Origin of the sequence: Brachybacterium vulturis (assembly GCF_002407185.1) — a bacterium.
GTDB classification, from domain to species: Bacteria; Actinomycetota; Actinomycetes; order Actinomycetales; family Dermabacteraceae; genus Brachybacterium; species Brachybacterium vulturis.
In genome coordinates this window covers 2,547,057-2,570,995 of the sequence record NZ_CP023563.1, presented here as the reverse complement: position 1 = coordinate 2,570,995, position 23,939 = coordinate 2,547,057, and the positions used below count along the sequence as shown (strand labels likewise).

The 23,939-nt window shown below is 68.7% G+C and carries 19 protein-coding genes; 15 read left to right on the top strand and 4 right to left on the bottom strand.

What is annotated here, in order from left to right:
* Positions 1-66: 66 nt before the first annotated feature.
* The 3 genes from CFK38_RS11585 to CFK38_RS11575 are packed head-to-tail and all read right to left on the bottom strand — an operon-like array spanning position 67 to position 3,351.
* Positions 67-492: a hypothetical protein gene (locus CFK38_RS11585; protein ID WP_096803210.1), complete on the bottom strand. Its 426-nt coding sequence runs from the start codon at positions 490-492 to the stop codon at positions 67-69.
* A gap of 22 nt (positions 493-514) precedes the next feature.
* Positions 515-1,444, bottom strand: a complete 930-nt coding sequence (locus CFK38_RS11580; RefSeq protein WP_157773478.1) for a hypothetical protein — start codon at positions 1,442-1,444, stop codon at positions 515-517.
* Positions 1,441-3,351, bottom strand: coding sequence for a nucleotide-binding protein (locus tag CFK38_RS11575; protein ID WP_096803208.1), 1,911 nt, complete (start codon positions 3,349-3,351; stop codon positions 1,441-1,443). The genes CFK38_RS11580 and CFK38_RS11575 overlap by 4 nt, the downstream gene beginning before the upstream one ends.
* A gap of 79 nt (positions 3,352-3,430) precedes the next feature.
* Between CFK38_RS11575 and CFK38_RS11570 the strand changes: the two genes are divergently transcribed.
* From CFK38_RS11570 to CFK38_RS11500, 15 genes are all read left to right on the top strand, one after another.
* Positions 3,431-4,171, top strand: coding sequence for a hypothetical protein (locus tag CFK38_RS11570; protein WP_157773477.1), 741 nt, complete (start codon positions 3,431-3,433; stop codon positions 4,169-4,171).
* 525 nt (positions 4,172-4,696) lie between these two features.
* Positions 4,697-7,777, top strand: coding sequence for a toprim domain-containing protein (locus CFK38_RS11565; RefSeq protein ID WP_096803206.1), 3,081 nt, complete (start codon positions 4,697-4,699; stop codon positions 7,775-7,777).
* Between the two features lie 94 nt (positions 7,778-7,871).
* Positions 7,872-9,338 carry a RecB family exonuclease gene (locus CFK38_RS11560; protein ID WP_157773476.1) on the top strand — a complete coding sequence of 489 codons (1,467 nt, stop codon included), beginning with the start codon at positions 7,872-7,874 and terminating at the stop codon, positions 9,336-9,338.
* 3 nt (positions 9,339-9,341) lie between these two features.
* On the top strand, positions 9,342-9,893 hold the full coding sequence (locus CFK38_RS11555; protein ID WP_096803204.1) for a hypothetical protein: 552 nt from the start codon (positions 9,342-9,344) through the stop codon (positions 9,891-9,893).
* A gap of 256 nt (positions 9,894-10,149) precedes the next feature.
* Entirely contained in the window at positions 10,150-10,932 is a 783-nt protein-coding gene (locus CFK38_RS11550) for an alpha/beta fold hydrolase (protein WP_096803203.1), read from the top strand.
* Positions 10,933-11,373: 441 nt separating this feature from the next.
* Positions 11,374-11,952, top strand: coding sequence for a hypothetical protein (locus CFK38_RS11545; RefSeq protein WP_096803202.1), 579 nt, complete (start codon positions 11,374-11,376; stop codon positions 11,950-11,952).
* A gap of 110 nt (positions 11,953-12,062) precedes the next feature.
* Complete coding sequence (locus CFK38_RS11540; protein WP_096803201.1) at positions 12,063-12,323, top strand: hypothetical protein; 261 nt, start codon at positions 12,063-12,065, stop codon at positions 12,321-12,323.
* Positions 12,323-13,408 carry a hypothetical protein gene (locus tag CFK38_RS11535; protein WP_157773475.1) on the top strand — a complete coding sequence of 362 codons (1,086 nt, stop codon included), beginning with the start codon at positions 12,323-12,325 and terminating at the stop codon, positions 13,406-13,408. The genes CFK38_RS11540 and CFK38_RS11535 overlap by 1 nt, the downstream gene beginning before the upstream one ends.
* A gap of 6 nt (positions 13,409-13,414) precedes the next feature.
* A complete protein-coding gene (locus CFK38_RS11530) occupies positions 13,415-15,937 on the top strand; it encodes an ATP-binding protein (protein ID WP_096803199.1) in 2,523 nt (840 codons plus the stop codon).
* Positions 15,938-15,997: 60 nt separating this feature from the next.
* On the top strand, positions 15,998-17,146 hold the full coding sequence (locus CFK38_RS11525; RefSeq protein ID WP_096803198.1) for a hypothetical protein: 1,149 nt from the start codon (positions 15,998-16,000) through the stop codon (positions 17,144-17,146).
* Positions 17,143-17,520, top strand: a complete 378-nt coding sequence (locus tag CFK38_RS11520; RefSeq protein WP_096803197.1) for a hypothetical protein — start codon at positions 17,143-17,145, stop codon at positions 17,518-17,520. The genes CFK38_RS11525 and CFK38_RS11520 overlap by 4 nt, the downstream gene beginning before the upstream one ends.
* Positions 17,521-17,525: 5 nt before the next feature.
* Complete coding sequence (locus CFK38_RS11515; RefSeq protein WP_096803196.1) at positions 17,526-19,670, top strand: DEAD/DEAH box helicase; 2,145 nt, start codon at positions 17,526-17,528, stop codon at positions 19,668-19,670.
* Between the two features lie 217 nt (positions 19,671-19,887).
* Complete coding sequence (locus CFK38_RS11510) at positions 19,888-20,517, top strand: hypothetical protein (RefSeq protein ID WP_096803195.1); 630 nt, start codon at positions 19,888-19,890, stop codon at positions 20,515-20,517.
* 60 nt (positions 20,518-20,577) lie between these two features.
* Positions 20,578-21,750 (top strand): site-specific DNA-methyltransferase, encoded by a 1,173-nt coding sequence (locus tag CFK38_RS11505; RefSeq protein ID WP_096803194.1) that lies wholly within the window; start codon positions 20,578-20,580, stop codon positions 21,748-21,750.
* A 94-nt stretch (positions 21,751-21,844) separates the two neighbouring features.
* Positions 21,845-22,081: a hypothetical protein gene (locus CFK38_RS11500; protein WP_096803193.1), complete on the top strand. Its 237-nt coding sequence runs from the start codon at positions 21,845-21,847 to the stop codon at positions 22,079-22,081.
* Positions 22,082-22,521: 440 nt separating this feature from the next.
* On the opposite strand, the gene CFK38_RS11495 is transcribed toward CFK38_RS11500, so the two are convergent.
* Complete coding sequence (locus tag CFK38_RS11495; protein WP_096801454.1) at positions 22,522-23,934, bottom strand: IS1380 family transposase; 1,413 nt, start codon at positions 23,932-23,934, stop codon at positions 22,522-22,524.
* Positions 23,935-23,939 lie beyond the last annotated feature (5 nt).

Below are 23,939 nucleotides of genomic sequence, written 5' to 3'. Positions count from 1 at the left end.
CGCACTCGCAGCGACGGTGGTGACGGGTCGTCGTGCGGGTAGCAGGCGGGGCGAAGGGAATGGTCCTCATCGTTCCCCCTCCTTCGTGTCGACGGGGCAGGGGGTGAACGGGAAGCCGGTCCACACCGGGAGGTCTCCTTCCTCGCGGATGAGGCCATGGGAGATGAAAGCGTCCAGTACCGCCAGGAGCCTTCTGCCACGAGCCTGCTCGTCCAGGACATAGGCGAGGGTGACGCGACCCGTGGGGGAGTGCGCTTCGGTGGTGGCGAGGATGCGGGTGACCTGGGTGGTGACCAGGCGGGCGCGGGCCTGCCCGATGCCGGGGCTGGCAGTGATGAGCTGATCCAGTGTCAGGCGCAGCAGCGCCTTGTCGTCCACGGTGGCGGCAGCGACGAGGGCTTCCCAGGGGGTCAGGATGCCGTCGGCGATCAGCTGCAGCAGTTCGCCGCGTGCGATGTTGGCGCGGTGGCGCTGGGTGATGAGCCGTTGCATGTCGGGGGAGTGTTGGGTGGGGTTACACATCGCGGGCCTCGAAGACGTGGCGGAGGGCGGTCGATTCGATCGACGGGGCGACCGTGAGCGCCCGGATCGCGCGGGTGGTGGAGATGCGGTCGGAGGAGTGGACCTGGTTGTAGCGGTCGATGATGTCCTCCAGGGTCGCTCCGGTGCCCAGGGCGCGGGCGATGCGGCGCACGCGGGACCCGACTTGCGGGTCGCCGATGGCCACGCGCACTTGGTCGGCGAGGTCGCGGCGGATCTGGGTGGTGAGGTAACGGATGGGGTCGACGGTGCGAGTAGTAGCGGGATCCAAGCAGCGGTCCAGGCTGCGCAGGATGCGGCTGTCGGCCCCGGAGCGGCCGTAGACCACGTCGGTGACCACGACCTCGAGTTGCTGAGCATCGAGAAGGTCCGGTGCCACCTCGGTGTCTGCGAGGTCGGCGACTTCCCGGAAGATCGACGTGGCCACCGAGCCGACCTGACGGTGGGCGAAGTCCTCGAGACTGGCCAGCATCTGCCAGCGCGCCAGCTCCCCGTCCTCCTGCAGCTCGTCGAGAGCCTGCCCGGCCTCGCGGGAGGTGAGCACTGGGGAGTGGTGGACCGGCCACATGCGCCGGTCGGGACGACCACAGGTGGCCTCACCCGGTGCCAGGTGGATGAATCCGGATTGCTTGACGCCCGCAGCGCGGACCTGCCATCCGGTGGTGTTCTCGTCGTCGGTGCCGGCGAGGTGGATCGTCCCGTGGGTCCAGGTGATCGCGGCGGGCAACACCCCGTCGGCGGCGGACTTGGCCCCTCCAACGGACCGGTTGGGGGTGATCCACATGGTCGGCGGGAGGGCGTGGACCCGTACCGGGCGGGTCGGACGCTCCCGCCCGGCGGCGGTCTGCGCCCAGCTCATCCGATCCAGCAGGGTGCACAGCTGGCTGGAGGCGGTCGTGCTCATCGCGACAGCCACCGCTTCCACCACGGCAGGCGGGACCGGTCCTCTGTCCCTGTCGGGGGGTCGGCGAACTCGACCATCCCGGTCATCGTCTGCAGCACGTCGGCGGTGACCGCGTGCATCGGCGGCACTGCGTGGGGGATACGGCGGGAGACCATGTCGTCGTAGATGCGCTGGTCGTGGTGGATGACGCCCTTCCAGCGAGAATGCTGACCGAGCAGGTGGGGGACCTTGCCGTAGTCGCGCACGTCGGGGGAGATGTTGTTGGCGATGGTCATCATGCGGGCGGGGTCGGCACCGAGCTGTTGCAGGTTGGTCATCGAGGTCAGCAGGTTCTCGATCCCGGGGGTGGACAGCTCGGCCATCCCTAGTGCGTAGCCGCCGCGGGACAGGGCGGGTCCGACGGCGTGGTCGATCAGTCCGGAGGTATCCATGGCCTCGGTGATCTGGGTGTCGACGACGACCAGGTCGAAGCGCTTGCGGGCCAAGCTGATCATTTCGGCGTAGTGCTCGGGGCGGACTGCAGCGACCTCCAGGGAGATGTCTCCGTCCCGCTGGGGCCGGGGCGCCTGGACGAACCAGAAGGCGATCTGGTCGCCGGCGTCGTGACGGGCGGTGTTGATCTGCTCCGGACCGATGATCGCTGAGGGCAGGTCGCCGATGGTGACGGCGTCGTAGATCGAGGGAAGGTCGGACTTGCGCACCCGCATGTACAGGCCGAGGTCGCCCTGGCCGCGGTTGGCGTCGATCAGGCATACCGACAGTCCGCCGGTCTGGGCGGCCGCCTGTGCGAGGCACATGGACAGGGTGGACTTGCCGACCCCGCCCTTGCCGCCGTAGACGACCAGCAGCAGGCCCAGGGCGGCGTTCTGCCGGGCGACGGTGGCACGGGAGGTTCCGGCCAGGTCATCGAGGGCACCGTCGACGTCCAGGTCGCTCTCCTGGTCCTCGTCATCGGGTTCGTGGTCGGGGACGCCGTCGAGCAGGTCCTGGTCGATCGACTCGTCGGCAGAGGGGCGGGCTTCGCTGTCGGCGGGCTCGGGATCGTTGCGCGGGGCGAAGGTCGGCAGGGAGATCTTCCGCCGGGCGCGTCGAGGCTTGTCGCTGGATGCCGGCGGGGCAGTGGGATCGTCCTCGGCGGCATCGTCCTGCTCCGGTGCCGTGGCGGCAGTGGGTGCGTAGAGGCCGTCGAAGTCCTCGTCGTCCGAATCCTCGTCCCCGTCGGGGGCTTCACTCGAGGCCTCGGCCGTGTCCGGGACGGAGGCTGCCGGCGAGGGGAGGGGAGTGGCGTCCTCGTCGCCGTCGGAGAGCCAATCGGTCAGCGCCGACGCCTCGGGCAGGGGCGCCGGATGCGACGAATCGCTGGTGGGGTCCTTCAAAACCGACGTGGATGCCGTCTCGGTCTCGGGCTCGTCGGTGTCGGAAAGCCAGTCCGTCTCCTCGACCGGCTCTGCGACGGGGGATTCGCCGCCGGGCTCCTCGGTCTGCGGCTCGAGCTCCGTCGGGTGCTCCGGCTCTGCGGGCACCGTGGGGGCCTGCCCGTGGACGGTTCCGTCCCCGTCAACCACGACCTCGTCGGCGGCCGGGTCGATGTCCTCCGCGCCGGCGGCACGCAGGTAATCACCCAGGGACGAGGCAATCGGGATCGACGCCCACATGTCATCGAGCACAGGCTCCTCCCGGCGCACGATGGTGACCGTGCCAGTCTCGGCAAGGCGCGCGAGAAGCTGGGCCAGACCGGTCTGTCGATGGTCCTCGGCCAGGACCGGAATGCCGTCCGAATCAGCCGCTTCGCGCAGGTTGCGGGTCGTCTCCAGGAACGTGTCCCCGGTGACGATCTCGACGCCTAGATGACCCAGTGCGTCGCGGATGTGGGGCAGGCCGATGAGGCCGACGCGGAAAGTGCTCATACTGGTTATATGCCAGGGTCGGGCCAATCAAGTGCATGGCGGTTTCGTCGCCCCTGGTCGGACGTGGAAACATAGACACATGCACGAGGGACGACAGATGGGCGGAATCATGGACATCACGCGGGAGGAGGCGACATCGCGGCGGCGCACGTTTGCCCAGTGGGCCGGAGCTGCCTACGAGCCGCTGCTGCCGATGATCGCCCGAGTCGATATCGACCGACGCCTCCGGGAGTGGACACGGCGCACCCCGACCTTCACCATCGTCTGGGCCACCGGCGTAGCGGCCACGATCTTGGACACGCTCCCGCCGTCGGACCCGTGGCGAAATCCGCACCCCGGGTTCGGCACCTTCCGCGATGCCGCCGACGTGACCTTCACCCCCGATGACGAGGATGACTGGGACCACGACCGGCTGCTGATGGACATCAACCTCGCCGCCGTCGCCGACCCGCTGCCGCCGGGAGCGGCCCGTGTCCTGGGCGCCTGCGCCGCCGGGGCCGAGGACGGACAGTTCGCCCTGACCGAGATCCGCGGCCAGACCACTTCGCGCCGCGACGCGGTCACCGCCGACATCGCCCAGGCCATCGTGCTGTGGTCGCTGTGGCGCCGCCGCGCCTACGTCGGAGCGGACGACGAGTTCCCGCTGTCGATGATGTACGCCTGGCTGTCCTACGCCAGTACCGTCGAGGACGGCCAGTCCGTGCCCCATGAAGTGATCGACCCCGACATCTTCACCGCCACGCTGACCGATGAGGACTATCGCCTCGCCGCTGGCATCCCGGACCGGGCTGAGCTCCCTCCGGAGCAGCGGGACATCTGACCCCACCCCTCCGCGTCGCCCGCGTTACCGCAGGTCAGACCAGGAAATCCAACATATCCAACGCAGCGCCAACACGCAGGGTTCGGTAAACGTGCAGGTCAGAGCGCGAAATCCAACATATCCCCCATCGCGCCCCGCGATTGGATACATGTAGGGGATCTCGGAGACATCCCCCTTATACACACACATCTCAATCTCCATAAGAGAGATAGTTATAGATGTTGGATATGTAGGATTTTGGTCAGTGACCTGCGGGTTCATGGGGTGCGCTAGGGGCGCGCACTGTTGTCGCTCAGCACCAAGAACCCTGGCTGACCTGCACGGACGACCGGGTGCGCTATGTTGGATATCCGGCCGTCCGGACGCGCCACCACCCTCGCGCAGCAGCCCCCGGGTCCACCCCTGGGCTCGGATCCCGACCGCAGACCGGCCCGAGGTTCCGTGACCAGGAACCCCGACGGATCGCCGAGGTCTGCGTGAGCGGGAACGTCCCACGAGACGACTTCCCCGCCCACTTGCCCGGCCATGAACGCTCCCGATCCGCACACCCCTGCCGAAACCCCCATCGAGGGGGGCGCCCCGGACGCCGCGCAGGCCCCGAGCGACGACCACGCCGCCGACAGCCCCGAGCTCGAGGAGGACGCCTCCTTCGAGGACGAGGACGCCGGACTGTCGGTGGCCGACATCGACACCGCCGTGACGCAGATGCGCGAGCAGCCGTTCTCAACCTCCGCCTACCCCGGGTCCATCGGCGACGTGTCCGTGGCCAAGCTGCGATCCTCGATCGTCGCCCCGCTGGTCGCCCAGGCCCGCGGCTACCGCACCATCACCGGCCCCGACGACGCCAAGGACGCGCTGCGTCGTTTCGGCTTCGACGGCCGCCGCAACCCGGGACGCCACCTGCTGAGCCTGGCCCGACAGGCAGCCTGGATGGAGATCCCGTACTTCAAGATGGACTCCATCGCCCGGGGCGAACCGATCCTCGGCACGCTGCAGCTGCGCCCGGAAGACGATCCGCCGGAAGGATTGAGCTGGGCGAAGTACATGTTCCTGGCCGGATCCGGCACCGCAATCGACGCCCATCCGGCGACCCCGGCAAGCTGGTTCGCCGACCCCACGATCCCGGTGCTGCTCACCGAAGGCGTGGTCAAGGCCGACTCCGTGCTGACGGCCATGCTGCGAGACGCCGGCATCACCGACGAGACGCTGTCCACTGCGGTCGGCGCCACCAAGCCCCGCCAGCACCTGGGCGAACTGCTGGAGCAGGTTCCCACCGACAAGCGGATCCTGGTGCTGGCCATCCCCGGCGTCCAGTCCTGGCGACGCAACGACGAGTGGAACACCATCGGCATGCGCGACCGCGAAGCGATCATCTGCTTCGACGGCGACATCGCCCGCAACGCGGCCGTGTGGGACGCCGCCTACGGGCTGATGGAGTTCCTGGCCAAGCGCAACACCGCCCAGACCAGCCTGATCGACCTGTCCCCCCGGGGCGATGACACCGTCGATCCCAAACGGGGCATCGACGACTTCCTGGCCTACTCCGGCACCTGGAGCGACGCACTCGGCCTGCGGATCGGTGAACTGCCCCAGCGACCCGTGGACGACACCGGCGAGAAGGGCCAGACCCGCGTGACCCAGGACGGACTCGGGGTCGAGGTGTGCAACGTGCGCACCGACCCCGCCGGCGGCCCGGACATCACGACCTGGAAGAGGATCGACGACATCGGCGGGCGCCTGGTCAGCTTCGAAGAGTTCCGCATGCCGACCGCCGACGAGCTCGAGGGCGGACGGATCATCCCCGGTGCCGTCTCCCGCGCCGAACGTCAGGCCGTGGTCGCCGTGCAGTGGAAGAGCTCCGAGGACCTGGTCGATTCCGCGATCATCCGCGGCCCCAAGGCCATGCTCGATGAAGACCCCGCCAAGTGGGAGACCCGCTACGGCGCCGACGTGCCCACGAAGGTCTCGGCACTGTCGTCCTGGCCGCCGCGATCCGGCATCAACTGGACCCGCGCGATCAAGGACTACCGCGCCTCCGAGAGCACCGACGACGTGCTGTGGGGCTGCCAGGGATGGGTGCCGACCCGCGACGGGATCCCCGCCTTCATCGCCGGACGACAGGTGGTCGGCCCGACCGGCGCCGGCGACGAGCGGGCCCAGGCAGGCCTGACCGCCGACGATTTCCCCAGCATCGATGACTACGGCGTGATCGACTCCGCGATGAGCCTTCAGCAGCAGCGAGACCTGCTGCGCCAGGTGGTCGATGCCTACACCAGCGCCGACACGTTCGTCGATCCGAGGTTCGGGATGGTCGCCCTGCTCGCCGGGGTGCGACCGATCGTGCCGATCACCCCGCATTCGGTGCTGTACATCGTCGGCGGCCGCCGCTCCGGCAAGTCATGGCTCGCGTCGATGGTCCAGGGGTTCTGGGCCTCGCGCGGCGGGGCATGGAGCGCCGAACGACTGCCAGGCTCGGCCATGGACACCCGCGCCTGGATGGAGAACGCGGTGTCGAAGTCGATGATGTGGGTGATCGACGACTTCGCCCCCAACTCCGACCAGCGCCAGTGGGAGAAGCAGACCAGCGACCTGGAGGCGATGGTCCGCTCCGCGTTCAACGGCACCGGCAAGGGCCGCATGACCTCGGACATGAAGACCCGCGTGCAGAACCCGCCCCGCTCGCTCGTCGTGGTCACCGCCGAGAACGAGCTGCAGATCGACTCCGTGCGCGACCGGATGCTGACGCTGTACTCCGACGACGGGGGAGGGTTCATCAACCCGCGCTCAGCCGACCCTCTGGCCACGCTGAACGCGATGTCCCGCCGCGGAGACCAGGCGCGCCTGTCCGCACAAATGCTGCGATGGATGTGCAACTGGGCCGCCCGGGACTCCTACCAGCATGTGCGCACCACGTTCATGCGCGAACGCGACGACGCAGCCGGCGACGCCCGCCAGCACGTCGAGCAGGAACTCGGCGGCCAGGTCAACGCCACCCGGCACGCGCAGATCGTCTCGGAGTACCTCCTCAGTGTCACCATGCTTGAGCAGTACGCACTGGACCTGGAGATGGATGTTCGGTTCCTGGAGCGCGTCGAAGCGATGCGCGACGACCTCGCGGCGCTGACCGTGGACCTCTCGCGCACCCAGCAGGGCCGCACCGCTGGCCATGCCCTGGTCGACGCCCTGCGGTACCTGCTCGAATCGCAGAAGGGCTACGTCGAACCGCTGGTGCCCAGCGACGTGGGATCTCCACCGACCGACGACCCCAGCGTGAACCTGCGACTGGGCTGGCCCGCGGGCCGGGAGCCGCGCGGCGAACCTCTGGGCCGCTACGTCCCCAACGCCCGCGGCAAGGGCCGCGACGTGATCGTCTTCTCCCGCGATGCGTTCCAGGTCGCCCGCGCCCGAGCCCGTCACCTGATCCCGGCCGGGCAGACAGCCCGCACCAGCTGGAAGGCCGTCTGGCATGAGGGTCTGGCCGCCGAAGGCATCTGGGGCCCGCGGATCCGCCACGGAGTGCCGACCGGGGAGATCGAATCCCGTGCCGGTGGGGCGCGCGTGCGCGGGGTGCCGATCGACGTGGCCACCCTCTACGACGAGGAGTGACCACCGGAGCTGAAGCGGGCCCGGACGGTCCTGTCCTGCCAGGGTCCGCATGCGCCCACTTACCTCGGAAACGACCACGATGAAAGGGGGCCGGGTGGCCTCGACACTGACCCGCGACGGCCTGCACCTGGACGCGGATGACCTCGCGGCGGTGCGGCGTGCGGCGCTGTCGCCGTCGACGGCGAAAACGCTGTCGTCCGGCTGCGCCGCCGGGTACGCCTTCGGCAAGCTGGTCGGCGAGCAGACCCCCGACCCGTTCGCCGCCACCACGCAGGGCACGGCCGCGCACTCCGTGCTGGAGGACCTCTACGGCCTCCCGCGCGGCAAGCGCACCCGTCGCAAGGCCGCCAACCTCCTGCTGTCACGGGTGGCGCAGTGGCGACACGGAGACCTCACAGCGCTTGCCGACCCGGTCACCCGGCAGCTGTTCATCGCCGATGTGATGGGCAAGTACCAGGGCATCTTCGAGATCGAGGACCCCCGCGAGATCGACGTCGCGGCCACCGAGTGGCACCTGCAAGGCATCGAGGTCGGCGGGGTTCCCTTCGCCGGGTACATCGACCTGACCCAGCACGTCACCGCCCGCGGCAAGACCGGGCTGCGGGTGGTCGACCACAAGACCGGCAAGGTCCCCGACAAACACAAGATCGAGAACTACGGCGACGACCACGGCGACCAGATCCGCCTGTACACCGCCGCGCTGCGTCAGCTGGTCGACGAGCCGATCCTCGAAGGACGGGTCTACTACACCCGCTTCGGGAAGTCGCGGATCATCGCCGTGTCCGACAAGCGGGTCGCCCAGACCGTCGGGGAGTTCTCCCGCGCTTGGGACGTGCACAACGACATGGTCGATCAGGCCATGTTTCCGACCGTGACATCGCCGCTGTGCGGATGGTGCCCGCTGGTGAACCTCTGCCCCGCCGCTCAGGCCTCACGGTGGGGCACCGACCGCACCGAGGGGCAGACCGCACTGACCGCCACGGACCTGATCGACATCGACGAGACCACCGTGACCCCGTCCTGCGAAGGGCCGGACGCGCCCACTGTCCAGATGCCCCCGGAGGAGCCGGGGGAGGAGATCGAACATTCGAGGGAAGGAACCGACATGTCCGAGTACGCACTTGCGGAGGGCAAGCCGTGGGAGGAGGAGATCGCCGGCACGCTCAACGGCGCCAGCTACGCGACCATCGGCTACTTCGGGACCGCCTCCCTGGCCTACGAGCTACTGGGCAAGCGCAACGTGCCGATCCAGCGCGTGGCCGTCGACTCCCTGACCGCCACCCTGGCCAGCATCATCATCGACGTGCAGGAGGGCCTGACCGGGCGGGCCTCGTTCCAGGACGGGACCAACACCCGCGTGCGCGGCGTCCTGCGGACCGTGCTCGACGCCGTCCCTCCGCCGTTCGGTGAGGACGCGGCGACCTGGCAGCGATGGATAAAGATGACCACCGGCCACACCCGGTCGATCGCTGCCGCCGCCGTCCGGCTGGCCGAGGTCGACGACCCCGGGGTCGACATCGACACCCTGACCACCATCGCCCCGACCCCTGCGGAGGACTGAGCCATGAGCACCGCTGACCACGCGCAGATCATCATGGCCGCCCACGACCGAGTGGCGAAGCTGGAAACCACCGAGGACGGCCTGGTGCGAGTCCCCGGCATCGAGAAGGCCGTGCCCCGACAGGTGGCCGTGTCCAAGGCGATCCGAGAGCTGGTCGCCGAACTGTCCGAGGGGTCGGCCTCCTGGAAGCTGATCGACCGGATGACCGGCAACGCCGAGGGCCTGGACCTGAAGAACTTCGTGGGCACCATCGTCAAGGTCACCCGGGAGAAGTCCTCCACCCGCGGCAAGCTGCTGCTGTACACCGGCACGAAGAAGAAGGTCGATGGCGTCGACCCCGGATACGAGATCGTCCGCACCGAGCGGACCGATGGACCCGACGGGCTGATGGTCGCCTCCGAGGCGAAGGCCCTGCTCGGCCACCGCGTGCTGGTGTGGGTGATCCTCGAGCCCTGGGCCAGCGACTCCGACCGCAAGACCCGCGTTCTGGTCCACCTGATGGACCTGGGAGCCGACGACCGCTACGACGCCGACGCAGGCACCCTGGCGGCCTGACGGCCAGCGCCCATGGGCCATCTCCGAATAGCCGGGGGTGGTCCACCTACTGCCCTGTCCAGCAGAGAACGGCTACGGAACGGAGCAAGGACGAGTTCGGCTTTCACCGACGGTGCGTCGCCGTTCCATGATCAACTGACCCTTCGGCGGACGGTTGCGGTGCCGAGGCGATCGGCGGTGACCAGCTGAGCCGACGTCCGCAAGGGGATTGGCTGCTGGGATGGTTCGGCGCCGAGCCCCGCCGTACAGTGGTGTGATGAGCCTTCACCATGTCCGGAGAGGCAACGGAAGCCCCCTACTGCTGGTGCACGGCCTCGGGTCGGGTCTGCGCTCCTGGGATCCGATCATCGACGCGTTGGCCGCGCGCCGGGAGGTCATCGCGGTCGATCTCCCCGGATTCGGCCAGACGGCGCCGCTACCTGGCGAGGTGTCGATCGCCACGCTCGCCGATTCGGTCGCACGATTCATCGGCGAGGAGGGCCTGGACGGCATTGCCACTGCCGGACAGTCGATGGGTGGACGGATCGTGCTCGAGCTCGCCAGACGCGGGATCGGTGGTGACACCGTGGCGCTGGACCCTGGTGGTTTCTGGAACAAGCGTGAACTGGCGATCTTCGGCTATACACTTCGGCCTTCGATCGCCCTGGTCCGTGCTTTGCGCGGTGCCCTGCCGGCGCTGTTGGACAATCGCGTCAGCCGGACCGCGCTGCTCGCGCAGTTCTCGGCCCACCCGTGGTCGCTGACGCGGCAAACCGTGCTGCCCGACCTGCTCGGGTTGGCTGATGCTACAGCGACGGATGCGGCGATGGACGCGCTCACAAAGGGACCCACGCAGCAGGGAGCTCCGCCCGAGACGGTCCCCGGTCGCGTCACCATCGGCTGGGGACGTCGAGACCTTGTTACCGTTCCGCGGCAGGCCCATCGGGCTGTTGCGGCTTTCCCCAATGCGACGCTGCACTGGTTCCCCCGGTGCGGACACTTCCCGCAATGGGACGCGCCGCACGAGGCGGTGGAGCTCATCCTGACCGGTACTCACTGACGCGTGCTCGAACTCTCTCCGCCCATATCGAAGCGGGAGCTGGTGACGGGGCGGCCATCATTCCTGGTCCGGGTTCGATTGCTCGTCGGCGACACGGCGGACGAAGTCTCCCTTGCCTGCCGTATACGCCACGATCCGTCCGGTGAACTGTCCGGTGACGGGGCCCTATGGAGCTGATGAGGAAGTCGCCCGAGACTGGCTGCGCTTGAGTCGCGCCCTGGGACGTGATCGGCACGCTTTTGGCGAGCACGTCGTCCTCGATGAGTTGCGGCCTGCCGGTCGATTGCCTGCCTCGTGCGACTCGCGTGGGATAGCTCCCAGCTGCTAAAACTCCTGATGACTCTGCCGGCGCGACCTGCGCTGATGCTGGTTCGCGACACGTAGGCGATTATCCGCCCACTGGCCGGGGCGACCGACACAGCGCACCGGCGAGGAGCCTTCATGAGCGAGAACACCCTGACCAACCCCAACACCGAGCTCGCCTCTGGGCTCGAGGCCGCAGAGACCGCCGGAGACGTCGACCAGGAGCCCGCGAAGAACAACGCCGAGGATTCGACGCCCGCTCCGGCGAAGCGGCGCACGACCGGCCGCAGCCGCACCACGAGCAGGACCGGCAAGGCATCGGTGAGGCGCATCACGGACAAGGCAGAGCAGATCATCGACGCGGACGAGGGCACTCGGGCTCTGGCCGCTGAGCTGGTCGGCGCCCGATCCGCCGGCGTCGCGGACCTGACCACGGCGATCATGGAGGCGAAGAGGTCGCCGGTCGAATCGGCCGTCGCAGACCTGGTCGGGGTCCAGTCCGGGTCCGTGCCCGAGGCCACCGTGCATCTGGTGGGGATGGGGCGCAGCGAACTGGCGGCACTGGTGCAGCTGGTGAGTGCGCTGTCGGATGTGAAGCTGCCCGAGAAGGTGCCGGCGAAGTCGACCGACGCCGCCCTGACGCTGGTGGAGCCGGTGCGTGATGCACAGATCGACCAGCATGCCCTCGATCAGCTCCAGAGCCTGCTGGCCAAGTGAGAACCGCCATGCGTTCGATCCCTTCCCCGCTACGGGGCCGATGCCGGGCGTGGCGACCGGCCCTGCGACCGGACGGGCACCCGGCCATCCATGAACCGGGATCCTGCCGGGTGTGCTGGCAGCCGTGCTTCGCCGACCGCCGCCCGGGCACGGACTTCTGCCCGCAGTGCTGGATGCTGCTGGCCGCCCATCCCGCCGACCGGGTCAGGGCCGGGGTCGCTTCCCGCCGGGACGTCCCGGTGGACGTGCTGGAGTACCTGACCGACGACCTGTCCGCCCCGGTGGCGTTCAACGCTCGGGACCTTCTCGACCAGATCACCGACCGCGAGAACCGCCGCCACGCCAACGACCGATCGGGGAGTGAGAGCTGATGGCCGCTACGAAGCGTCGCCGCAACCAGGTTGAAGACATGCTCGACACCGCCGAGGTGGTGCCGAACGCCGACGTCTCCACGCGCCCGAAGCGGCGCTACCGCCTGGCCCGCCGGGCCCTGGTGATGTCTCCGTTCATGACGGCATTCTGTGCGTTGGTGGCGTTCATCGCCGTCGGCCTGATGATCCAGAACATGCAGGCAGGCAGCAGCGCAGCCGATGACGCGTCGACCTCCCAGACCGGCCGAATCCAGGCTGAGAGCTCCCTGCAGGACTGGCTGGACAAGGACGACTCCGCCTTTGCCGACTCGACGATCGTCTCCTGGGACGGAGTCAGCAACACCGAGGACGTCGAGGCCACAGAGGGAGAGGTCGGCTACCAGCTGTCCACCCACGACTTCACCATCCGCACCACGGAGGACACCTACTACCGGGCAGCAGTTCGCGTCGCCTACACCCCCTCCAAGGGAGTGAAGGTGATCTCGACACCCACGGTCACCCCGATCGCACCCACGGCGGTGGCGGACTGGGAGCCGGAAGAGCCCACCGAAGGCTGGCGGGACGTGTCGGCATCCGCCCCGGCCACCGATGCGATCGACTCCTGGGCGACCGCGCTGACCTCCTCCTCGGAGGACCTCAAGCTCGCCACCCGCGACGAGGACGCCTCGCACGTGTACGCGACACTGACCGGCGTGACGACCGCCGAGGTCGGCGTGACCGACGCGATGTCGCCGGAGACCAGGCAGGGCGCAGCGGACACCTCCACCCTCGTGGCCACCGTCAGCGTCGAGCTGATCCCCTCCGATGCCGAGGATGACGAGGCGGTCACCACCGTGTCCTATGACGTGCTGGTCCGTGGTGCCGATACGGCTGCTCCGTACGTGACCGCCTGGGGCCCGGCCGGTTCGGGCACCGAGCTGTCCGACCACGAGAACGCGACCTCCCTGGACGGGACGGTCGACGACGCGCAGTCCAACCAGATCCAACCCTCCGACGGTGGTGGCGAGAGTCCGCTGGAACAGACCGGCCCGTCCGATGGCGGGGGAGCGGAGCCGACCACATCCACCGACGCCGAGGAGAACTGAACCGGGATGAGCACGACGACCAAGACCGCACCGATCCGGCTGCAGGACCATCGGATCCCGTCGATGCCGACCGCCACCAAGGTCCGCTACGGCGACGGACGCGTCCTGCCGGTCGGCGGAGGACTGTGGCTGTACCGGAAGGCGCCGCTGGCCCCGGCCCGGGATGCGAAGTCCCATGCCCGTGCCCTGGAGGTGGGTGATCCGATCGCGGCAGCGTTCGAGGAGATCGCCGCCGAGACGCAGTACACCACCAGGAGGCGGTCCATGGCCCGCTCCCGGTACCGCCCCTTCCACCTGCTGCTGACCAACCTGCCGCGGCGGTATTCCCCGCCGCAGGATTCGCGTATCCCACAGACGCTGCAGAACTGGTTCGGTGACGAACGGATCCAGGACCGGGGGCTGCTGATGGGCACCAAGCTCAATGACACCCTCGGCGGCTCCGACCGCTCGCTGCGGGACGCCTTCGACTCGGTGGCCACCTCCCTGGCCACCGCCGAGGTGCCGATGGCCGATTACCAGGCTGACCTCGAGGATGTCGACGCGATGTACACCCGCTCCGGGTTCACCATCCCCACACCGAAGGACTTCCACCTGGCGGAGTCCTGGTGGGCCGCCGGAGGCTCCCCGGACGCCACCATCCTTCCGCACGCCGACCACCTGCACGTCTTCCGCACCGTCGCCGGGGTCCAGGCTGCCGCGCGGATGGATGTGAACTCGTGCGCTGACTGGCCGACTGGCATCGAGGGCCACCACGTGCTGCGCATGGGGTCGGTCCACGGTCTCGACCTGCCGTTCTCGGCCGCGAAGAACCACCTGTCCGCCTGGGCGACGTCCTTGCTGGACAAGGGAGCGGTGATGATCTCGATCCGCGGGAAGGTTGAGCCCAGTCCGATCACCCACAAGGAACTGCGGCGCCAGCGAGAACGCTACCTGCGCGACATCCATACTGCCCGCGCCGAGGGACGCATGGACGACCAGCAGCAGGACGAGATGCTGGCAACCCTGGAGTCCGTCGAGGGTGCCTACTCCTCCGGCGAGGCGTTCCCGACGCTGGTGGAGACCAGTGTCGTCGCCGCGTTCACCGGGCACGGTAGAAAGCGTCTGGACTCTCTGGGCAACGGCACCGCCTTCGAGATCGCCTCGATGGACAACCGGCAGGATCTGGCACTGGCCGAGTCCTGGGTCGGGTCCCCGGCCAGGGCGAACCCGAACTTGATGGACCTGCCGTCCTCGGCGGTCGCCTACTCGGGACTGCCGTCCCTGGCGACAGTCGGTGATGCTCGCGGCATCAACGTGGGGTTCACCGTCCACGATCGGCAGGAAGCCCTCATGTCGGCTACAAAGTCCTCTGACCAGGACATTTATCCGATCGGGGCGATAGTTGGCAGCTCAGGAGCCGGCAAGACCCAGCATCTGGCCTATTCCGCGTTCCAGTACGCGCTGGAAGGTCGTCCGGTGATCGTCATCGACCCGAAGAAGGGTTCGGATCTCTCGCCCGCCTTCGGCGAAAAGTGCACGACCTTCTCGCTGGATGAGTTCGCTGGCGCTTCTGGTGGACTGGGCGGCTCTGGCGGCACGGGCGTGTGCGATCCACTGCGATTCTCGAAGACTCCGGCGGACGGGATCAACACCGCCGTGTCGGTCCTTCATGACGTCAACCTGTGGCCGCACGGAGCACGGCAGAACTTCGAGGCCGACCTGCAGGCGGCGTTGAAGTACGGCGTCTCCAAGGGAGCGAAGGCCATCGGCACCGCCTTGGAGATCGCCAAGCGGGACGGAGAGGCGAGCAAGGAATTGACCGATCCGATCCTGCGCCAGTCGGGCAACGACCCCATGTTCGGCGCCATCGTGGGGCTGCAGGACGAGGGCGAGGTGCTCAGCGCCGCCGAGGACATCACCTACATCAAGGTCGGCAACGCCAACCTCGAGCTGCCGCCGATGGGCGTGGATCAGAAATCCCTCGGACTGACGCAGCGGATCTCCGCGGCGCTGATCCGCATGCTCGTGTTCGGCTCCGCCGAGGCGCTGCGCGGTCGCCGCGGGGTGATGATGCTGGACGAGGCATGGGTGTTCCTCGGAGCCGGCGCCGAGGAGATGGAGCGGCTGGGGCGCCTGTCGCGATCGCTGGAGGTCTACCCGATCCTGTTCACCCAGCGCATCTCGGACCTGCTGGAGGCGAACCTGACCAACCACATCGCTCGCGGCGTCATCTTGCACATCAAGGACCCCAAGGAGGCCGAGGCCGCCTTCCGCCTGTTCGGTGTCGAGCCGACGCAGTCGCGGATGGACGCCACCACGGCGCCGGAGCGGATCGGCAAGGGCGGAGCGAACTGGAAGTCTCGCAAGCCGCTGTTCAGCTACAACGACAGGGACGAACGCACTTCACTGCTGCGCGGAGCGGTCGGGCTGTACTGCGACCTCGACGACCGGGCGGTGGACGTCGAGATCAAGATCCCCCCGGACTTCCTGGCCCGAGCCTCCACCAACGCGCTGGACCGGGCGAAGCGAGAGGGCCGCCAGGTGATCTGACCGGCGGTCCGGGACCGCCGCGTCCTGCGAGGGCGTCGACTCGCCCACTGGGCAGGCGTGATGGATTCGCGCAGCGCCACCCTCGACGTCGGCACCGCCCGGCTGGACGAGCGCGCCCACCAGCTGGGACGCGCCGTGCTGGCCGGAGACATCTCCGAGCTCGAGGCGGCTGGTCAGGTCCTGGCCGAGGCGGTCGAATCCTCGGTGGTCGCGCGCATGTGCGCCCGCCACCACCGGGGACTGGCTGCTGCCTGGGACGTCGACGAAATCACCAGCGCCGTCACCTCCATGCTGGTGTCCTACTCCCTGCCCAGCTCGGACCGGGCTGGACACTTGGACGTGACCCGGTTCGCCGACGGCACCAGCTCCGCCTCCGGCTGGATCGGCAAGGTGATCGGGGCGATGCGCGCGACGAGGATCTTGCGCGAGATGCACACGGACACCGCCGTGCTGACGGATTCCGAGACACTCGAGCAGGTCCCGGCACCGGGGGTCGAGGAGCAGCTGCTTGCCCCGCGGCCGTCCGTCCTCGAGGACCACACCAAGGGGTTGCCTGCGGCCAGTGCGACGGTCTGCCTGATCCATGCCTCCGCCCTCCACGATTTGCTCGGGCTGCCGCCGCTGCACGCGTGGGAGCTCACTCCGGCGCAGCGAGAGGCCGTGCTGGAATCTGTCGGGGAGGACCCGGGACTTCCCGCCAGGGTTCTGGCCGGCTCCGCGACCGACGGCTCGATCGCGACCCTGGTCTCCGTGCTGTGGGGCGGATGGTCGCGGGACGACGTTGCCGCGATGCTCGCCGCCTCCACCCCCGGTCGCGACATTCCCCGCTTGCTGTGCCAGGCAGCGTTGCGACCCCTTCCCCGGCCCAGGGCCCGCTCCGGTGAGCTCTCCCGTATCCGTGCCCGCGCCCACGGCGGGGTGCCGGCCAGTGCCCGTCCAGCGGTGCAGGGCGTGCTGGAGGCGTTCTTGGACGTCGAGGTGGAGGCCTACACCGACTTCGACCGTATCCGCCGCCCTCTCGCCGACATGGAGCGGTCGCGCCGGGAAGCCTCGAGGACCGCACTTCCCGGCCTTGTCGCGGAAGCCGCGCGGCAGCTGGGCGTCACGCCTGTGGACGTGACCTCGGGCCTGGTCGGCTTGTTCACCGAACAGCTCGCCATCGTCGAATCCCGCAACTTCGCCGCGACCGCTTGGAGGTTCCCGCGATGACCACGACCACGACCCTCACCGGTGGGCTCCGTTCCGCCCTCACCGCCATCATGGTGCTGCTGCGTATCTACTTGCTGCCGCTGGTGGTCTCCGCGTTGCTGGCCACCGTGTGGCTCGTAGTGATCGCCGCGGCCACGGAGACGACCGGCAGTGCCCTGCTGGTGCTGGTCCTGGCGGCCCTGCCCGGGACCGCACAGATGGTGCTCTCGCGGACCGAGCGGCACCGGTGGTTCGAGCACGCCCTGGTGTGGCTGCTGTACTTCACCGCCCTGCCCGTCTACGGGGCACTGCTGCTGATCGGCGGCTACACCCTCGTCGGGGCCCGCGCCTGGCGCCGCCACCATCCCCACGCGTTGCAGGCCGAAACGGACTGACCGCCATGCGATACGCCGTCCTGACCGGAACCCCGCAGCGGCCCCGCGTGGAACTCCAGGCCGCGCCAGGATCCGATCTCGACGCAGTACTGGAGCGGTTGGACGGGATCGTGACGGTGGGAACCGGTGACACCTGGGTCGCCGACGCTCCGACCCCGGCACTGCTGGCGCAGCTGGACGAGGCCGGGATCGTCCTGGATGCGTTCGACTTCCCCGAGACCCTCGCCTCCCTGCACCGACCCCTCGTCGTCGACGTGGGCAACAGCGAGATCGAGGTGCACCCGCGGCTCGCCGACCTCGCGAGCATCGAGTTCGACCTGGGGGAGGAGGCAGTGTTCGACCCCACCCGCGGCATCTTCGCCGCACCCGCCACCGCAGTCGCCGACTGGCCCGACCACCACTTGCCCGAGACACTGTGCGGACAGGCCACCACCGCACCGACCACCGAGCAGACCGGCCGGCAGGGAACGCTCGACGTGCCCCGGGCCCCCCGAATCCAGAACCCCACCACCCCCGCCGAGGCTGCGCAGAACCTCGCCGAAGCTGCCGACGCCGACGGGTGCGACCGCGAAGTCGACCTGCTCACGGCCCGCTTCGGGGATGTGCCGGAGTGGTTCGGGATGACCCCGTACCCGTACCAGCGCATCGGGGCGCTGTGCGTCGCCGCAGGAGGCCGGCGGCTGCTCGCGGACGTCCCGGGGCTGGGAAAATCCGTTCAGGCGATCCTGGCTGGCACCCTGCTCGGCGCAACACGTTGGATCGTCGCCTGCCCGCCCGTGGTCCAATCCAACTGGGCCCACGAACTCGACCGCTGCCACGTCCCCGAGCACCTGGACGGAACCGTCGCCCTGATCCGGCCCGGACGGAAGGCCCCCGACCTGCCCGAGACAGGGATCGTGATCGTCACCGACTCACTGCTGGCGGCCCCCACCCGCCGCGGCCTGCTGGAGGACCTCAAGGCCTGGAGTGCGGACCTGCTGATCTACGACGAGGGGCACCGCGCCCGCACCTGGGACACCGCCCGATCGACGACCATGCGGGACCTGGCCGGGTCGGCGCGAGAGCGCATCGTGCTCACCGGCACTCCAGTGATGTCCAACCCCTCCGACCTCGCGCCACTGCTGGCCATCACCGGGCAGCTCGAGCCCGTGTTCGGCTCCCGCACCCGATTCATGTCCCGCTACACCCGCAGCTACACGATCAACGTCGGGGCCCGGCAGATCGAGAAGATCGTGCCGAACCGCAAGCACCTGAGCGAGCTCGGCGGACTCCTGTCCGAGCGGGTGTGGGTGCGCCGCGACAAGGACCAGGTGCTGAAGGACCTGCCCGAAAAGGCTCCGCCGCGCACGATGATTGTCGACGTGCCACAGACCGAATACCGCGCCGCCACCCGAGAGGTGGACGAGAAGATCAAGACCTACCTGCGTACGCGCACCCGCGAACTCGGCAAGGCACCGTCCCAGAAGGAGGTGCGCGCCTGGTGCGCCGAGCAGATGGGGTGCGTGTCGCTGCTGCGTCGCGCCGCTGGACTGGCGAAGATCCCGGCGGCGGCCGACTACATCTCCGACTGGATCTCCTCCACCAGCCGGGACATCGACGGGGAGACGGTCTACGACCGGCCGATGATCGCCTGGGGCACCCACCAGGCCGTCATGGAATCCCTCGATAAACACCTGACGGAGCTCGGCGTCCCGCACGCCGTCATCAACGGCGCCACCCCCATGTCTCGCCGTGACCGCATCGTGGCCGAATACCAGGACGGCCAGATCGCGGTGATCCTGGCGAACATCGTCGCCGCCGGCGTCGGCATCACGCTCACACGCGGGTCTGACGCCTTGTTCGTCGAGACCGAATGGCTTCCCGACCTGGTCTCCCAGGCCGTTGACCGGCAGCACCGCATCGGCCAGACCCGTACGGTGCTGGCCACCACCATGGTCGCCCCCGGAACCCTCGACCACACCATTCAGATGGTCCAACGCTCCAACAGCGAAGTCCTCGACGCGATCGTCGGCGGCACCGGGCACCAGGTCTCCGTGCCCGAGGATGAGTTCGACTCCCGCGCCGTCGGCGAGATCATGTGGGAGCTTGCCGAACCGCTGCTGCACCGCTGCGAGAAAGCGGCCGCGAGGATGCTGGCGGACGCGGCCTGAAGGCCGAGGGCGCAGGCGGCGACGGTCTCGTGCGACGGGTCAGTAGTGGTGCCGCGCCTGGAGGACCACCAGGTCCTCACCGCTGACCAGGTAGACGAGCTTGCTGTCCGACCTCGCGGTCGGAATCAGCTATCGCTTTCGTCAGGCCGCCTGCCCGTACGTGCCCCGCCCACTTGCCGACGGTGAGAAGCCAGTCGGCAGCGAGGGAGAGGGCATTATGAGCATCACCAAGAAGGGTGCTGCGATCACGCGGAAGCGCGACACCGGGGAACAGGGCAATCGTGGCGAGTTCGGGTCCACTTCTCGTGGCGAAGCGGACGTCGCCGTGCCGCCGTCTACGGCGAGCGTCGATCCGTCTGTGGGGCTGCGAGCCCAGGGCCCGTCCGGCAGGGCGATCGCCGAGATGTGCTCAGAGATCGACGAGGAACGAGACGGGTACGCGGGGGCACTCAGCGTGGATGCCGAGGACGGGACCCGTGAGTTCTACCTGCGCCCGGACGGGCCGGGCCGCATCCACGCCGAGTACCTGCTCAACCGTGACAGCAACGACGGGACGCTGGACCAGGCCACCTTCGACCTGACCACGGGCAAGGCCACCATGTTCTACGACTTCGAGGACAACTATCCCGGCTGCAGCAACGAGGCCACCGTCGAGGTGACATTCGACGTCGACCGCGCCGCACAGGAGATCCCTGCCGTGATGCGGGACCTGGCCGTGGATGATGGCGCGGCCGAGGACGGGATCAAGGAGTCGTTCGAGGACCCCGACGAGGCAGCCCGCGACGCCTACCTCCGCGGCATCGGGGTGCGCCGTGGTGGCCCCACTTTCCGCCGCCCGCTGGTCTGATCACCAGCACAAACGTCGCCTGATCGCACGATTGCGAGACCCCCGCGCACTGGCGAGGGCATGAGCAGCCCCACGCCCCATCACGTCCGTGTCGGCGACAACCTCGACGTCCTGCCGACCCTGGATGGACCGTTCGACCTGATCTACCTCGACCCGCCGTACAACACCGGCGGCCGGGTGGTGACCGCCTACGACGACGACCGCGACGACTGGACCTCGTTCATGCGCGACCGGCTGGCGCAACTGCCGCGCCTACTGGCCGAAACCGGGATCGTCATCGCCTCGATCGACGACCGCGAGATCCACCACCTGCGCATCCTGCTCGACGAGTGCCTCGGCGCCGACAACTTCGTCGGCACGGTCGTGTGGGACGGGTCGACCATCAACTCCGCGCATCTGCTGTCCGTCTCCCACGACTACCTCGTCATCTACGCTGCAGACCTCGCCGCGCTGCAGGCCTCCGGCACCCGTTGGCGGCAGGAGCGACCCGACGCCGAGATGGTCCTCGAGGCCGCCACCGATGCGTGGCGCACCGCCGCCGGCGACCGGGCCGAGGCGCAGAAGCGGTTCCGGTCTTGGCTGTCCCCGCTCCGGGCCACCTTGCCGAGGGGGCTGACGGAGTACGACCGGATCGACGAGCACGGCAGGCTGTACCGCGTCTCGGACCCTGGCGCACCCTCGGTGCAGAAGGGCCGCTCCTTCCGCCCTCTGACTCACCCGACGACTGGGCAGGCGTGCCCGGTGCCCAAGCGCGGATGGCGCATGTCGGACGCGTCGATGGACCGCATGCTCGCCGCCGGCATGATCGAGTTCGGCCCCGACCACACCACCCAGCCGAAGCTGAAGCGGCTGCTGGCCGACAACTCCACCGCCGTGCCCCGCTCCGTGTTCCGCCAAGAGCGGGAGGGAGCCCGTCACCTGGCAAGCATCCCCGGCACGGGCGAGTTCCCGGTCCCCAAGGACGTCGATGTGCTCGCCCGCTGGTTCTCCACTGTCGCCGGGCCCGACGCGACCATCCTCGACCCCTTCCTCGGCTCCGGCACCACGATCGAGGTGGCGATGCGGTTGAACGGCACCGACGGCGGCATCCGGCACGTCACCGGGATCGCACTGGACGAAGGTGGCATCGTCGAGAACGTGCTGGCCCCGCGGCTGGATCACTGCGAGCAGGTCTACGGCGACGAGGTCGACCTGTCCCGCGAGAGGGCGGTTGCGCCCACTGTGGCGGGATGAATGCATGCGGGGAGAGCCGCGGGCATTGGTCCGGACACCCGGCGAGGAGCGGAGAATCATCGTCGTCTGGGAGTCCGACTGAGGGGGCACCGCTATGACGGCGACTGACCGGACGAACCTGCCGCCGGGGGCAGTCTCCCCGCTCGTTCAGGGCTATCGAACGATGCTCGGCCTCGACGGCACCAGCATCGACGACGCAGTCGAACAGGCATATACCCCCACCGGCCCGTCCCGTGATGTGATCCGCGCGCGGCTCGAGTTCCGCCGCGCCCACCCGGATCGGCTCCACCCGCCGGGCGAGACAGGCGTGGCCGGGCGAGGGGCGCACTGACGATCTTCGGAGCACGCGTGTCCCGGATCCTGGGGAAGGTCGTGAACAGCAGACTGTTGTCACCCCCGGCCGAATCTCCTGATTCTCTCACCGGTGAGAACCTCTAGGCGCTGATTCCTCTCGCGGCCAGCTCCCTTCAGAGCCAGTAGTCTTTGGCCTTTCGCAAGCTCAAGCTCGTCGATAATGTGGTCCATGGCACCGACGAGAAGTGAAGTTTCGTACCCGAGCAGGGCGAGGCCAGAGAGCTTCGCCCGCTTATACCCGACCCAGCCTCGATGTTTCATCGGGTTGGTGAGCGGGGGCGGTCGGCGTCGTTGCCGATGCTCAGCTGCTGATTCTGGCATCTGGGTGTGACAGATTGTCGCAGTGTCCGTTGCGGGCGGTCGGGTTCCACTCCCGAGAAGGTGCTGGGGGCCGTAGGGACAGGTGGAGCCGCCTGGTCAGGTCTGCGCGACGGCGGTGCGGAGCCGGTTGACGCCGGTCAGGACCTTAATGGCTTCGGGAGCGTGCTGGGCGAGGTGGAGGATCTTGCGCCGGGCACGGCGCACGAGGATCGCGGGGACCTCGAACAGCCGCGCGCGAAGTCGTTTGGGCTCCCACTTCCTCGCATCAGTACTGGTCAGCGCGATGGTCTGCATCCAGGCGACCAGCTCGGAGGCGAGCTGGATGATCTGGCACCAGATCTGGTTCTGCGCGAATCCCTGCAGCGGGAACTTCTCAAGGCCCATGTCCTTGGCGTTACGGATCCGATCTTCGCAGCGCGCTCGGCGACGGTGTCTCAGCTCCAGGGTCGGCAGCTGGCCGCGCGGGGTGTTGGTCGCGAACGCGGTGATCCGCATTCCTTCGTGGTCGGTGATCCGCAGCTGCGCTCCGGGGTGGGGGCGCTCCTTCCGCACGATCACCCGCATCCCCGCAGGCCAGCCGGTCAGGTCCAGCAGTCCGGTCAGCTCCGCCACGAATGCCCCATCGCGGACGCCATCGTCGTCACTGTCATAGGCGGGGGTCCACGCCGCGGCCTCGTCGATGCGTTTCAGCAGGTCAGGCGTGTTTGCGGGGAGGGTGAACCCGACGGAGTAAGCCAGCCGCCGTCTGGTCAGCCACTGGAGGAAGTCCTTGGTGCCGCCGGCTCCATCGGTGCGGATCAGGACCTTCTTCGATCCCTGCCCACCCCGGACAAGCGGGCCCGCAGGCAGCTGAGCGAGAGCCTGACGGGTGACGGTGATGTGATCGGCAGCCGTGTTGGACCCGGCGTTGCCGGGACGGAGCTGGATCGCCAACGGCTCCCCGGTCCCGTCGCTGCCGTGGTCCAGGAACGCGCACAGGGGGTGAAAGCCGTAGCCACGTTTGAAGTTGGGTGCGGCCTGCTCCTTCTCGCTGTGGGCGGTGATCAAGGTGGCGTCGAGGTCGATGACCAGCGGCTTCTTTGCGCTGGCCGCCGCAGCCGGGGAATGGTCGCCGGCCAGGACCCATGCCCGCTCTCGCGCAACCCGGCGGGCCTGGGAGATCGCTTCGATCACGGCAGGAGCGTCCTGGGCGAGCGCGGTGAGTATGCGGGAGATCGTCGGAGCCGAGGCGACGTCACCGAACACTCCCGGCTCGCACCGCAGCAGATCGGTATCCGAGGCGACCTCCCCGCCCACCGCGAGAGTCATCGCCAGGTCCAGCAAGACCTTCGCCGCGTGGTGCTCTGCCAGCGGTTTCGTCCACGGATCCAGTGCTTCGCGCAGCGAGCGGGCGAGGCCGGTGGCACCGATCGTGTCGGTCAGTAGCACCGCGCCGGCATGCGACACCGCCGGGACCTCGGCGATGTCCACTCGCGGTCGGGGGTAGAAGAACAAGGTAGGGTGGGACACCTGAA